Source organism: Allobosea sp. GW821-FHT09G06 (genome assembly GCF_059416005.1).
Genome location: NZ_JBWKOI010000001.1, coordinates 1,682,183 through 1,694,835 on the forward strand (window position 1 = coordinate 1,682,183; position 12,653 = coordinate 1,694,835).

The 12,653-nt window shown below is 67.5% G+C and carries 11 protein-coding genes and 1 other RNA gene; 5 read left to right on the top strand and 7 right to left on the bottom strand.

Annotated features, from left to right (window positions below; genetic code table 11):
• Window positions 1-48 precede the first annotated feature (48 nt).
• The 3 genes from AC07NY_RS08260 (at window position 49) to AC07NY_RS08270 (ending at window position 2,868) form a co-directional block, all read left to right on the top strand.
• Entirely contained in the window at window positions 49-1,272 is a 1,224-nt protein-coding gene (locus AC07NY_RS08260; RefSeq protein ID WP_494583150.1) for a BtaA family protein, read from the top strand.
• Window positions 1,269-1,952: a class I SAM-dependent methyltransferase gene (locus AC07NY_RS08265; protein ID WP_494583152.1), complete on the top strand. Its 684-nt coding sequence runs from the start codon at window positions 1,269-1,271 to the stop codon at window positions 1,950-1,952. Before AC07NY_RS08260 ends, AC07NY_RS08265 begins: the two co-directional genes overlap by 4 nt.
• 106 nt (window positions 1,953-2,058) lie before the next feature.
• A complete protein-coding gene (locus AC07NY_RS08270; protein ID WP_494583154.1) occupies window positions 2,059-2,868 on the top strand; it encodes a potassium channel family protein in 810 nt (269 codons plus the stop codon).
• A gap of 247 nt (window positions 2,869-3,115) precedes the next feature.
• On the opposite strand, the gene AC07NY_RS08275 is transcribed toward AC07NY_RS08270, so the two are convergent.
• Window positions 3,116-3,688 (bottom strand): thioesterase family protein, encoded by a 573-nt coding sequence (locus tag AC07NY_RS08275; protein WP_257734511.1) that lies wholly within the window; start codon window positions 3,686-3,688, stop codon window positions 3,116-3,118.
• A gap of 202 nt (window positions 3,689-3,890) precedes the next feature.
• On the opposite strand from AC07NY_RS08275, the gene AC07NY_RS08280 reads away from it, so the two are divergent.
• Together AC07NY_RS08280 and AC07NY_RS08285 are read left to right on the top strand one after the other, a co-directional pair.
• Window positions 3,891-5,330 (top strand): FAD-binding oxidoreductase, encoded by a 1,440-nt coding sequence (locus tag AC07NY_RS08280; RefSeq protein ID WP_494583156.1) that lies wholly within the window; start codon window positions 3,891-3,893, stop codon window positions 5,328-5,330.
• Window positions 5,331-5,494: 164 nt separating this feature from the next.
• Complete coding sequence (locus AC07NY_RS08285; protein ID WP_494583158.1) at window positions 5,495-9,094, top strand: AsmA family protein; 3,600 nt, start codon at window positions 5,495-5,497, stop codon at window positions 9,092-9,094.
• A gap of 296 nt (window positions 9,095-9,390) precedes the next feature.
• Here the strand turns inward: AC07NY_RS08285 and AC07NY_RS08290 are convergent, their stop codons facing one another.
• The 6 genes from AC07NY_RS08290 to AC07NY_RS08315 form a co-directional block, all read right to left on the bottom strand.
• A complete protein-coding gene (locus AC07NY_RS08290) occupies window positions 9,391-9,615 on the bottom strand; it encodes a ribbon-helix-helix domain-containing protein (protein WP_492287177.1) in 225 nt (74 codons plus the stop codon).
• Window positions 9,612-9,809: a DUF4169 family protein gene (locus AC07NY_RS08295; protein WP_494583160.1), complete on the bottom strand. Its 198-nt coding sequence runs from the start codon at window positions 9,807-9,809 to the stop codon at window positions 9,612-9,614. The genes AC07NY_RS08290 and AC07NY_RS08295 overlap by 4 nt, the downstream gene beginning before the upstream one ends.
• Window positions 9,810-9,824: 15 nt before the next feature.
• The gene (gene fumC / locus AC07NY_RS08300) at window positions 9,825-11,219 is read right to left on the bottom strand and encodes a class II fumarate hydratase (protein ID WP_492287179.1); all 1,395 of its coding nucleotides are present in this window, start codon (window positions 11,217-11,219) and stop codon (window positions 9,825-9,827) included.
• An 11-nt stretch (window positions 11,220-11,230) separates the two neighbouring features.
• Window positions 11,231-11,803: an SspB family protein gene (locus tag AC07NY_RS08305; protein ID WP_494583162.1), complete on the bottom strand. Its 573-nt coding sequence runs from the start codon at window positions 11,801-11,803 to the stop codon at window positions 11,231-11,233.
• 62 nt (window positions 11,804-11,865) lie between these two features.
• Window positions 11,866-12,251, bottom strand: a transfer-messenger RNA (tmRNA) gene (ssrA, locus tag AC07NY_RS08310).
• Window positions 12,252-12,289: 38 nt separating this feature from the next.
• A complete protein-coding gene (locus AC07NY_RS08315; protein WP_494583164.1) occupies window positions 12,290-12,553 on the bottom strand; it encodes a hypothetical protein in 264 nt (87 codons plus the stop codon).
• Window positions 12,554-12,653: the final 100 nt, after the last annotated feature.

The following is a 12,653-nucleotide window of genomic DNA, read 5'->3' on the forward strand; positions in this document are numbered from 1 at the left end:
AAACCGGTGACGGAACAGGCGACGCAAACGGCACGCGCGGCCCGCCGCATGACGAGCTCGGGCCTCGGGCAAGCGGTCCGCCGCAGCAAGACGCTCTCCAAGGCCGGCATGCTGGAATGGCTGTTCGCACGCGCCTTCTCGGGGCTGGTCTATCCGCAGATCTGGGAAGACCCGGTCGTCGACATGGCGGCGCTTGAGCTCAAGGCCGGCGACCATGTCGTGGCGATCGCCTCCGGCTCCTGCAACATCCTGTCCTATCTCACCGCGGCGCCGATCCGGGTCAGCGCGGTCGATCTCAACGCTACCCATATCGCGCTCGGCCGATTGAAGCTCGCGGCGCTGGCACGGATGGAGAGGCAGGAGGATTTCCTGCGCTTCTTCGGCCGGGCGAGGGATCGCGCCAATGTCGCGCTCTACGATCGCGAGATCGCTGATCATCTCGATGCGGTCTCGCGCGGATACTGGGAGGGGCGGGGGCTGAACGGGCGGCGCCGGATCAATCTCTTCGCTCGGGGATTCCACCGCTACGGCCTGCTCGGCCGCTTCATCGGCACCGGCCATGTGCTGGCGCGATTGCTCGGCGGCAATCCCAAGGCGATGCTGGCAGCGCGGGACATGGCGGAGCAGCGCGCGCTTTACGACAGGCATCTGGCGCCGGTCTTCGAGCGCAAGCTGGTGCGCTGGCTGGTGCGCCAGCCGGCCTCGCTCTACGGGCTCGGCATCCCGCCGGCGCAGTACAAGGCGCTGGCCGCCGATGGCGAGGACGGCATCTTGGGCGCGCTGAAGCTCAGGCTCGAGCGCCTCGCCTGCGATTTCGACCTGAAGGACAATTACTTCGCCCAGCAGGCTTTCGGTCGGCGCTATGGCGAGGGACCGGACGCGGCCTTCCCGCCCTATCTCCAGAAGCAGCATTTCGCGGCGGTGAAGGAGCGCGCTCCCGGCGTCTCCTATCGCCAGAGTGCGGTCACGGCCTTCCTCGAAGACCAGCCGGCCGAGAGCTGCGACGCCTATGTGCTGCTCGATGCGCAGGACTGGATGAACGACGCCGATCTCACGGCCTTGTGGTCGCAGGTTACGCGCACGGCCCGGCCGGGCGCGCGGGTGATCTTCCGCACGGCGGCCGACGAGCGCTTGCTCCCGGGGAGAGTGCCGGCCGCGATCCTCGACCAGTGGCATTACGAGGAGGAGAAGAGCCGCGAACTCTGCCGGCAGGATCGCTCGGCGATTTATGGCGGCTTCCACCTCTATGTCCTGAAGGGGCCGGCGCGGTGAGCGCCGCCGAGGCGCCGGCGGGCGGCTCAGCCGCGGGGCTGATGGACCGGATCTACTGGCACCAGCGCCATATCTACGATGCCAGCCGGAAGTTCTATCTGCTCGGCCGCGACCAGCTCATCGACGGTTTGCAGCCGCCGAAGGGCGGGAGCGTGCTGGAGATCGGCTGCGGCACCGGGCGCAACCTGATCCGGATCGCGCAGCGCTATCCGGATTGCGCCTGCCATGGGCTCGACGTCTCCAGCGCAATGCTGGCGACGGCGCAAAACTCGGTGGCGAAGGCCGGGCTGGAGCGTCGGATCAAGCTCGCGCAGGCGGATGCCACCGGCTTCGATCCCCAAGAGCTGTTCGGTCATGCCGGCTTCGACCGGATCGTGATCTCCTATGCGCTCTCGATGATCCCGCCCTGGCAGGGCGTCGTCGCCGAGGCGCTGCGCCGGCTCGCGCCCGGCGGTTCGCTGCATATCGTCGATTTCGGCGATCAGGCCGGCTTGCCGGCGCCGTTCAAGGCAGTGCTGCTGCGCTGGCTTGCGCTGTTCCATGTCACGCCGCGCGAGGATTTGCCTGAGGTCGTGTGCGCGACGGCCGAAGCGGCCGGGGCCGATTGCCGGATCGGTGCGCCCTATCGCGGCTATGCGGTCCATGCGGTGGCGACGCGGCGTAGCGGCGCGCCAGTCTAAAGGATTGGACTGAATACGATATTCAGTCCAATCCTTTAGCTCCTTGTTCTTGCATCAGCTTTGTCCGAAAACCGCGCACACTTTTCGGGCCGATGCTTTAGCGCCTATGCTGACGGCGATGGATGTCGCCGACGCCCCGCCCGACCAGAGCCGCTTCGAAGCCCTGCGCGACCGGCTGCGCCAGCTCTATCATGGGCGCTCGCCGTCAGCCCTGCGCTTCCAGGCGGTGACGACGGTCGTCGACCTCCTGATCATCGCCTTCTTCATCCTGACCCCATTGCTCAGGGAGAACGCGGCCTTCCTCTGGATCGACTATTCGGTTGCGGTGATCGTGATCGCCGAGATCGGCGCGCGCCTGCTGGCCTCGACCAACATGCTCAGGCTGCTGCGCCAGCCGACCATGCTGCTCGACCTCTTCATCCTGCTGACGCTGCTCATGCCGCAATGGCTGGAGAATTTCGGCTTCCTGCGCATCCTCAGGCTGTGGTCACTCTCGCACAAGGGCATCGTCTGGGCGCAGTTCCGCGAAACCCGCTTCCGCGAATGGGAAAGCGTGGTCCGGGCGCTGAGCAATATCGCGACCTTCCTCTTCGTGGTGACCGGCTTCGTCTACACCTTCTTCTTCCGGCACGAGGGCGGGCTGGAGAGCTATGTCCAGGCGCTCTATTTCACGGTCGCGACAGTGACGACGACCGGTTTCGGCGACGTGACCCTGCCGGGTGTCGCCGGCAAGCTGACCTCGATCGTGGTGATGATCGTCGGCATCACGCTGTTCGTGCGGCTGGCGCAGGCGCTGTTCCGCCCGAACAAGGTGCTGTTTCCCTGCCCGGAATGCGCCTTGCAGCGCCACGAGCCGGATGCGGTCTACTGCAAGGCCTGCGGGCACAAGCTGAAAATCCCCGACGACGATCCCTGAGGAGCGCAGATGCGCAGCCCTCATCCTGAGGAGCGCTGTTGACTGGCCCTTCGTCGAGGTTTCGCGCCATGTCTGTCATTCCGGGGCGGCCGCAGGCCGAACCCGGAACCCACGACTGGGTGAGCCTCGGCGATCATGTGGCTTAAAGCGCTCACCCGGTCGTGGGTTCCGGGTTCTCCGCTGACGCGAAGCCCCGGAATGACAAGGGACGTAGTGCAAAGCTCCGCCGATCAACTGTCAGCATGCTTTAGTGCCGAGTTTCGGTCGCCGTCTCGGTCTCGCGTTCCTCGGCGGTCTCGTCGACCCGGATCGCGGATTTCCTGGGCATGCCGATGATGCGGCCGATCGTGGCCGGCAATGGCATCATGCTGTGGGCCGCCTTCATCAGGGCGATATTGGCAAGGATATCGGCCGGGAAGGGCGTGACCTTGCGGTGGACCATGTCGACATGCAGCGACAGGTTTTCGCTGGTCGCTGCGAGCCAACCCTCGTTGGCATGCCGCATCTCCAGATAGTAATGCAGGCGCTTGTCGTCGAAGGCGATGAGTTGCGCGGTGACGCGGACGAGATCGCCCTCGGTCAGTTCGCGCTTGTAGAGGATGTGGCACTCCGCCGTGAAAGTGGAGGCATGCCGCGTCTCGACATAGTCGCGGGTGAGGCCGACCAGCGAGAAAACCTCATCGACCGCTCGGTCGAACAGCACATGGTAATAGGCCATGTTGAGATGGCCGTTATAGTCGATCCATTGCGGCTCGACCCGCATCGCCGACGAGACGAAGGGCGCGAAGAACAGCGCCGGGGCGCGCGTATCGTGTTTCATGTTCGCCTCCCTGACAGGCGCCTCGTTCAAGGGCCGGCGGCATTATTGCCGCTGCCCATTCGACCGTCGCATGATCTAGTATGCATCGCTCGCAATCGGCGTCAGCATTCTGGGCCGGCCAGTATGGCAGGACCATGTCGAAGCGTAACCGATTGCGAAACCGATCTGTTCCAAGTCTAAGCGCCAGAACCGGATGTTGACAATGAGCCTGCCTGCCGCCGTTCCTCATGACAGCCCTGTCCCGGCCGCAGTGCTGCCGCCCGCGCCGGAGGCGATCGCGGCGGTCACGCAAGCGCTGGCTGCAAGCTTCGGCAACCGCCTGGTCACCAGCCTCGCCGTGCGCCAGCAGCACGGCCACACGCTGACCTGGATTCCGAACCAGCCGCCGGATGCGGTGGTGTTCCCGCAGAGCACCGAAGAGGTCTCCGAGATCGTCAAGCTCTGCGCCGTTCATGGCGTGCCGGTTATCGCTTTCGGGACAGGCACTTCGCTGGAAGGTCATGTGAATGCGGCCTTCGGCGGCGTCTGCATCGACATGTCCCAGATGAAGCGGATCATCGCGGTTCATGGCGAGGATCTCGATGTCGTCGTCGAGGCCGGCGTCACCCGCAAGGAACTCAACGAGCATCTGCGCGACCAGGGCCTGATGTTCCCGATCGATCCCGGCGCCGATGCCTCGCTCGGCGGCATGGCGGCGACGCGCGCCTCGGGCACCAATGCCGTCCGCTATGGGACGATGAAAGACAATGTGCTCGCGCTGACCGCCGTGATGGCGGACGGCTCGATCGTCAAGACCTCGACACGCGCCCGCAAGACCTCGGCCGGCTACGATCTCACCCGTCTGCTCGTTGGCTCGGAAGGCACTCTCGGCATCATCACCGAGGTGACGCTGAAGCTGCACGGCATCCCAGAGGCGGTTTCCGCCGGCGTCTGCCCGTTCCCCTCGGTGAAAGCCGCTTGCGATGCGACGATCCTGACGATCCAGACCGGGTTGCCGGTGGCGCGCATCGAACTGCTCGACGACGTGATGATCCGCGGCGTCAACCTGCACGCCAAGCTTGGCCTGCCGGAGACGACGATGCTCTTCGTCGAGTTCCACGGCACGGAAGCCGGCGTGAAGGAGCAGTCCGAGCGCTTCGGCGAGATCGCGGCCGAATTCGGCGGCGGACCGTTCGAATGGGCGACCAAGGCGGAGGACCGCTCCAAGCTCTGGCAGGCGCGCCATGACGCCTATTGGGCGGCGAAGGCGCTGCGCCCCGGCTTCGACTCGGTCGCGACCGATGTCTGCGTGCCGATTTCGCGGCTCGCCGAATGCGTCGAGGAGACCAAGCGCGATATCGAGGCCTCAGGCCTGATCGCGCCGATCGCCGGCCATGTCGGCGACGGCAATTTCCACACGCAGCCGCTGGTCGATCTCGCTGACAAGGCCGAGGTCGAGCGGGCGCAGGCCTTCATCGACCGGCTGGTGAAGCGCGCTCTCGCCATGGGCGGCACCTGCACCGGCGAGCACGGCGTCGGCCAGAAGAAGATGAAGTACCTGGAGCAGGAGCACGGGGCTGAGGCGCTCGCGGTGATGCGCACGCTGAAGCGCGCGCTCGACCCGCGCAACATCCTCAATCCCGGAAAAATCGTCGCCCTGTGACGCCGTTGCGGCTTGCGCTGCCCGCAGGGTTCGCGGAAATGTCGTGATCTCGCCGCTACTTGCGGGCAGGATGGGGGAGGCGTCGGTACCGGTCGTCATTGTGCTCGCAATGACGTTCGCGGCCTGCGCTACTTCACCATGACGACAGGGGCAGGCAGCGGAATTTGCGAGAGAGTCTGACAGTTCTGGCCGGCCTGCTGGTGCTGGCGCTGCTGGCGGCCCTGATCGGCCCCGGCTTCGTCGACTGGCGCGCCTATCGCCCGCAGATCGAGACGCGGTTGAGCGAGGCGCTCGGCGTCGAGACGCGGGTCGGCGGCGCCATCGGCCTGCGTCTGCTGCCCTCGCCGCGCATCGCGCTGGAGGACGTGCGGATCGGGCCGGGCGACGGCACGGCAAGCTCCGCCAGCGCCGAGCATGCCACCGTCGAGCTGGCGCTGGCTGCGCTGGCGCGCGGCGAGTTCCGCTTCTCGGAAGCGCGGCTCGATGGCGCAGCGATCTCGCTTTCGCTGGACGAGGCGGGTGTCATCCGCCTGCCGGAGCGGAGCGGTACGGGCATTCCGGCCGGCGCGAGCCTCGACCGCCTGACGATCAGCCGCTCGACGCTGATCTGGCGCGAGGCGGGCAAGCCAGCCGTCACGCTCACGCCGATCGCGGCGGAGATGTCGGCGGTGAGCTTCGCCGGCCCCTGGCGTTTCGAGGGCGAGGTCGCGGGTGCGTCGCTGCGCGTCACCACGGGTGAGATCGAGGCAGACGGCCGGCTGCGGACGAAGGCCTTTCTCACCGGCGAGGATCTGCAGCTCGGCTTCGACGGCGCTCTGCTCTTCCCCAAGGGAGCCGAGGGCTTCGGCGCCGAGCTTGATGGTGCCTTCAATCTCTCGCCGGGCGGTGCGGTCGCGCTCGCCGGGCGGGTCAAGGGCGGCAGCCGCCAGCTCGACTTATCCGGGCTTGCTTTGGACATCGCCGGTGGCGCGGCGCGGCTGGAAGGCGAGGGGCAGTATCTCCCCGGTACGGGAAAGGGCTCGCTGGCGCTGCGGGCGCGCCGGCTCGATGCCGATGCGCTGACGACGGCGCTAGCCGAGCGGCAGGGCTTTGCACGCGCCTTGCAGGGCCTGCCGGGCGCCTTCGATGTCAGTCTCGATCTCGACCAGTTGATCTGGCGCGGCGAGGATTTCTCGACGCTCGCTCTGCGGGGACATCTCCATGACGGGGGCTTGAGCGATGCATCGGCTTCGGTGCGCGTGGCCGGGGCTCTGCTGGGCGCGAGCGGCAGCCTGAATTCCGAAGGTGCCTCGGGCCGGCTCAATCTCAAAGCCGACGATGCGCGGCGTGTCGGGCTGGTGCTGGCGCGGGCCGGTCTCGACCCGGCGCTGGCCGATTTCATCGCGCGGCTCGGGCGGATCGACGCCGATATCGTCGGAGCCTGGACGGGCACCGGCGGCCGCTTCCAGCGCCTGCTGGTTGCCGGCTCGTCGGGCCTGCGGCTCGATGCCTCAGGCGAGATCGCGCCGAACCGGATTGCAGCCAAGGCGGCGGTGAACGGGCTCTCGCTCGACACGCTGCCGCCCGGCAACAGTCTCTCCGGCCTGCTCCGGCAGCGCGACGTCGCATTGGATCTGGCGCTCACCAATCTGCGCTTCCGCAATGCCCCGCCGGGTTCGGCCAATCTCGACCTCAGGCGCGAGGGCGATGTCTGGCGCCTGAGCCGGCTGTCGGTTGATGGCTTCGGTGGCGTCGCCGTCACGGGTGCCGGCGCCTTGCTGGCGGAGGGCGGCGAGATTTCCGGGCGGGTGCGGGCGCCGCGCTTCGAGACCTTGACGGCGCTGGCCGGCCCCCTGCTGCCGGAGACCGCGATCCAGGCGCTCCAGCGCGTCGGCGAAGGGCTCGCGCGGCTCGATACCGGCTTCCGCCTGACGCGTGCGGCTTCCGGCGAGACCAGCCTGTCGGCCGAGGGCACGGCTGCGGCGGGCAGGCTCAAGCTCGACGGCCGGCTTGACCGGACCGGCAACTGGAGCCGGGCGGCGCTCGGCTTCGAACTCAACGATCGGCGGCAGGCTTTCGCGGCCCTGGGTCTGCCGTTGCCTCAGCAGGGCGGGGCTGGCCGGTTCACTCTCGAACTGGACCGGGGCAAGGCGACAGGCTCGCTCGCCGGGCAGGGGCTGTCTGTGGTCGTCGAGGATAGCGGGAAGGGACCGCAGCTGACCTTGCAGGCCGATGGGCCGGGGCAGATTCTCGCCGAAGGCCCCGCGCGCCTGCTGCCCGATGGGGTGATAGACGCTTCTGCGCGGCTCGGCATGGCCGAGGAGGCGATCCGGCTCGACGATATCACCGCCAATCTCGGCGGCATGGCAGTGAACGGCTCGCTGTTGCTGCCGCGCGAGGGGCGTTCCTCCGGCCGGATCGCGGTGCCGGCAGCCGATCTGCGGCCATTGATGGGTGCAGCGCTGGGGCAGGCGGCGGCGACGCCGAATGCGCTCTGGTCGACGGGACGCTTCGGACGCGTGGCGGGCTTCCCCGATTTCGATATCGCGGTGGAGGCGGGGACGCTCCTCGCCTTTGAGGGCGGGACGATCCGGAATGCCAGCTTCGCCCTGCGCTCGGATCAGGACGGGCTTCGGATCGATGATATCCGGGGCAGCTATGGTGGCGGGCAACTCGCCGGGCGGCTCGGCCTGCGCCGCGATGGCGGGCTCGCCCAGCTCAACGGCCGGCTCAGCCTGATGGCGGTCGATCTCGGCGAATTCACCAAGGGCGCCGTCGGCGGCAAAGCCTCGGGGCAAATCGAATTTGGCGGTTCGGGCGAGACTCCGGCGCGGCTGGTTGCTGGCCTGAGCGGGGCCGGCAGCCTTGCGCTCACCGGCACGCGGCTCGCACGCTTCGATCCCAATGCCTATGCGCGGATCATCGCCGGCACTGGCGAGGATGCGTCCGAGAGCGATGCATCGCGCCTGCAGGATCGCCTGAGCGAAGCGCTCGACAAGGATGCCTGGGCGCTTGGCGATGTCACGCTGCCGTTCACGCTGGCGGGCGGCTTGATCCGCCTCCAGCCCTTCGCCTTCGAACGCAACGGTCTGCGCGCCGAGGCGAGCGGCATCCTTGATCTGCGCGCACTGACTGCCGATCTCAGGCTCGGCTTGAGGCCGCTCGGCGCCCTGCCGAAGGGCTGGCCGGGCGATGCGCCGCAGATCGGCATCGCCTGGCGCGGACCCTTGTCGAACCTCCGGCGCGAGAGCGATGTCAGCGCCTTGTCGAACACCGTGGCGGCACGGGCTCTGGCGCGCGAGATCGAGCGCGTCGAGGCCTTCGAGGCCGATGCGCGCGAGCGGGCGATGCATGCGCGGCGCCTGCGGGCCGAGCGCGAGACGCGCGAGAACGAGCGCAAGCTCGCCGAGTTCCTGAAGGCGCAGGAAGAGGCCCGCATCGCCGAGGAGAAGCGGCAGGAGGAGGCGCGGCGAATCGAGGAGCAGCGTCGTCTGGCCGAAGAGAAGCGGGCCGAGGAGTTGAGGCGCATCGAGCAGGCGAGGGCGGAGCTGGAAGCGCGCCGGCGGGCGGAAGCCGAGGAACGCGCCCGCGCCGCGGCCGAGCGGGCTGCCGCTGCTGCCGAACGGGCCGCAGCACAATCCGCGCCGCCACAGGTTCAATCACAGCCCGGCCCGCTCGTCCTGCCGGGAGCGCCGCTCAGCAGCTCGCCGGAAGGCGCGGTGCAGGCGCCAACCGGCGGCGTTGCACCGGCACAGCCGCAACCGCGCAACGCGCCGTTGCGTTGAGAGCTTGATTCAAGCGCTTCGCGATTTGATTCCGGAGTTTCTGGCAAGTGCTTGAATGTGTGTGATTTTTGGTTGGTGACGTAACCGTTGCCGATCATGCTGGTCCGACATGCAGAACCCTTGTCATTCCGGGGCGTGCCGGAGGCGCGAACCCGGAACCCACGGCTGGGTGAGACATTCGATGCGCGGTTGCCGGCGGCTCGCCCAGTCGTGGGTTCCGGGTTCTTCGCTGCGCGAAGCCCCGGAATGACAAGGGTGGTTGTGACCAGGAGTAGGCCGGCCGTTGACCGCACTGCCTACGAGCCGCCGGCCAACTTCCGGTAATGCGCCAGCGCATGCAGTCTTAGCGCAGATGAGAGGTTGAGCTCGCCCCGGCCGGAATCGACTTCGGCGACGAGGGCGGCGATGGGGCGATCCTCGCCGGCTGCGATCTCCTTCAGCGCCTCCCAGAAGGGCGCTTCCAGCGAGATGCTGGTGCGATGGCCGGCGATGCTGAGCGAGCGCTTGCGCTCCGGCTTCATGCCGGCTCCGGCTCGTCGTCGCGGTCGAGCTTGTGCCCGTCGATATGGCGGGCGGCCTTGTCGCGCTCGGCCTCAGTCAGTTTGCGCTCGGCCTTGGTACGGCCGAAGGAGATGCGGTTCTGCTCGGCCGTCTTCTCAGCCTCCGCCCGCGCCTTCTGCTTGCGGACCTGGCGGAGGTTGATGATCTCGGCCACGGCACCCGCCCTGCGTCAGGCCGGGCCGAGCATCAGCTCGGGCTTGACCGTCGCGTCGAAGAGTTCGGCATCGACGCCGGCCTTCAGCGCTTCCTCGCGCAAGGTCGTGCCGTTGTGATGGGCGGCCTTGGCGATGCCGGCGGCCTTGTCGTAGCCGATCGCAGGTGCCAGCGCCGTCACCAGCATCAGCGAGCGCGAAAGCAGCTCCTTGAGCTGCGTCTCGTTGGCCTCGATGCCCTCGACGCAGTTGACGCGGAAGCTCTCGGCCGCGTCGGCGAGGAGCCGCACGGACTGCAGGAAAGCGGCTGCGATCACCGGCTTGAAGACGTTGAGCTCGAAATGACCCTGGCTGGCGGCGAAGCCGACCGTCGCCTGGTTGCCGTGGACCTGGGTCGCGACCATGGTCAGCGCCTCGGCCTGGGTCGGATTGACCTTGCCCGGCATGATCGAGGAGCCCGGCTCGTTCTCCGGCAAGCTGATCTCGCCAAGGCCGGAGCGCGGGCCGGAGCCCATCAGGCGGATGTCGTTGGCGATCTTGAACAGGTCGGAGGCGAGCGCAGCCAGCGCGCCATGGGCGGCGGCAAGCGCGCCATGGCTCGCCAGCGCCTCGAACTTGTTCTCGGCGCTACGGAAGGGCAGGCCGGTCAGCGTCGCGGCTTCCTTGGCGAAGAAGGCGGCGAAATCGGGATGGGCGTTGAGGCCGGTGCCGACAGCGGTGCCGCCCTGCGCCAGCGCATAAAGCCCGCCGAGCGCCGCCTCGATCCGGCCGATGCCGAGATGGAGTTGCATCGCATAGCCGGAGAATTCCTGGCCGAGCGTGACCGGGGTCGCGTCCTGCAGATGGGTGCGGCCGATCTTGACGAGATGCTTGAAGGCTTCGGCCTTGGCGTTCAGCGCCTTTTCGAGAGCGCGCAGCGCCGGCAGCAGCCGGCGCGTGATCTCCAGCACGGCGGCGATATGCATCGCGGTCGGGAAGGAATCGTTCGAGGACTGGCCGCGATTGACGTGGTCGTTGGGATGGACCGGGCTCTTGGCGCCGAGGCCGGCACCGAGCAGTTCATTGGCGCGGTTCGCCAGCACCTCGTTGGCGTTCATGTTCGACTGGGTGCCGGAGCCGGTCTGCCAGATCACCAGCGGGAAATGCCCGTCGAACTTGCCGGCGAGCGCCTCGTCCGCCGCATGGGCGATGGCGCCGGCGACGCGCTGGTCGAGCAGGCCGAGCTTGGCGTTGACATGGGCGGCGGCCTTCTTGACCAGCACCAGCGCATGGACGAGCGGTAGCGGCATGCGCTCGCTCTCGCCGCCGATGCGGAAATTCTCGAGGGAGCGCTGGGTTTGCGCGCCCCAGTATCGATCCGCCGGCACGGCGATCGGGCCGAAGGAATCGGTTTCGGTGCGCGTCTCGGTCATGGGGTCCGTCGTCAGGGCTTCTTGCGGAAGGAATCGAGGCTGACCACTTCGGCGCTGCCTCGGCTGTCATCGCCCTCGGTGGCCGGCTCCGCTTTCGCGGATGCGGCGGCCGGCTCGGCGGCGGGCGCCTTGCCCTTCGCGGCCGGGAGGGCAGCCGGCACGATCTTCGCCGGTGCGGGGGCAGGCTCGGTAGACTCCGCTTCTGCCGAAGCGGCCTCCTCGGCCTGGTCCTGCGCCTCGAATTTCAGGCCGAACTGGACGGAGGGGTCGAAGAAGGTCGAGATCGCGTCGAAGGGCACGAGCAGCCGCTCCGGCACGCCGGAGAAGGACAGGCCGACCTCGAAGGAATGCTCGCCGACGCTCAGGTCCCAGAACTGGTGCTGCAGGACGATGGTCATCTCTTCGGGATGCTTCTCGCGCAGGCGCTGCGACAGGCGCACGCCCGGAGCCCCCGTGCGGAAGGTCACGTAGAAATGGTGCTCGCCCGGCAGCCCGTCGCGCGCGGCCTCCGTCAGGATCTTGCGGACCACGCCCTTCAGCGCGTCCTGCACCATGAGATCGTAACGAAGAACATCCTTGGACATCGAGTCGTGGTTTCCGCTTGTTGCGTTCCGGCGGGAACAGCCGGCAGGCCGTCAGAAAAAGAAGTGGAGGCTTCTGTTGCCAGGCGCCTCCGAGCCCCGCCTTACGCGGCTAAACGCAAGGGCTTTGGTTTGGGAACCAGCACCGCTTACGCGGCGACAGCAACCCGAGCATTGTTGTCGTTGGCAACTATGCTTTGGCCCGATAACGGCGGAACCATGCCGAGCAAAAGGATAACCTTTACACCCTCGTCGATCCTATTTCGCCCCCGCCGCAGCCCTGCAACCGCTCGGCTGCAAGTTCCTGCTGCTCGCGCCGCAGGGCTGGGGTGGAGGCGCCGGGTACCGCCCCCGGGTCCGAAAGGCTTATTTCGAGATCCGTTTATCGCCATAGCCGTTCTTGCGAGCGGCACCTGCGAATATAGGGAAGCCTGTGGCGTTGGGAAAGGGTTCTCACGCTTTTTCGACAGGGACTGCGGTTTCCCTGCCTCAATTCAGAATGCGTCCATTTCGGATGTCGATATCGAGGCTCATCTCGTCGTCCTCGACGGTGCGGCCGGCGACCTCCCAGCGATCGTCCAGGCGAACGATCTCCTCGACATGGACGAGCCCGGCGCTCCAGGCGATGTCGCGGGCCTGCCGTTCCGAGATCGTAGCGTTGGCATAGGTCTCCTCGCCATGCGCCGAGAGCGCGATCAGGGCGTTGAGAGCAAGCGCTGCCAGCAGGCTGCCGGGTGCGTTCAGGATCGGCATATCGACTATCCCCACGAATCAAGCGCGCGATGAGCGGCGCCGATTGGGGCGGGTTTGCGGACGGAGGAGGCTCACGAAGTGTCGCATTTGCGTGAGGCTT

What these genes read in the sequence shown, in the direction of transcription:
- AC07NY_RS08315 (WP_494583164.1), bottom strand. Translation starts at nt 12,553, where the DNA reads ATGCCGATCCTGAACGCACCCGGCAGCCTGCTGGCAGCGCTTGCTCTC.
- AC07NY_RS08290 (WP_492287177.1), bottom strand. Translation starts at nt 9,615, where the DNA reads ATGAAGCCGGAGCGCAAGCGCTCGCTCAGCATCGCCGGCCATCGCACC.
- AC07NY_RS08260 (WP_494583150.1), top strand. Translation starts at nt 49, where the DNA reads ATGACGAGCTCGGGCCTCGGGCAAGCGGTCCGCCGCAGCAAGACGCTC.
- AC07NY_RS08280 (WP_494583156.1), top strand. Translation starts at nt 3,891, where the DNA reads ATGAGCCTGCCTGCCGCCGTTCCTCATGACAGCCCTGTCCCGGCCGCA.
- AC07NY_RS08270 (WP_494583154.1), top strand. Translation starts at nt 2,059, where the DNA reads ATGCTGACGGCGATGGATGTCGCCGACGCCCCGCCCGACCAGAGCCGC.
- fumC (WP_492287179.1), bottom strand. Translation starts at nt 11,219, where the DNA reads ATGACCGAGACGCGCACCGAAACCGATTCCTTCGGCCCGATCGCCGTG.
- AC07NY_RS08275 (WP_257734511.1), bottom strand. Translation starts at nt 3,688, where the DNA reads ATGAAACACGATACGCGCGCCCCGGCGCTGTTCTTCGCGCCCTTCGTC.
- AC07NY_RS08305 (WP_494583162.1), bottom strand. Translation starts at nt 11,803, where the DNA reads ATGTCCAAGGATGTTCTTCGTTACGATCTCATGGTGCAGGACGCGCTG.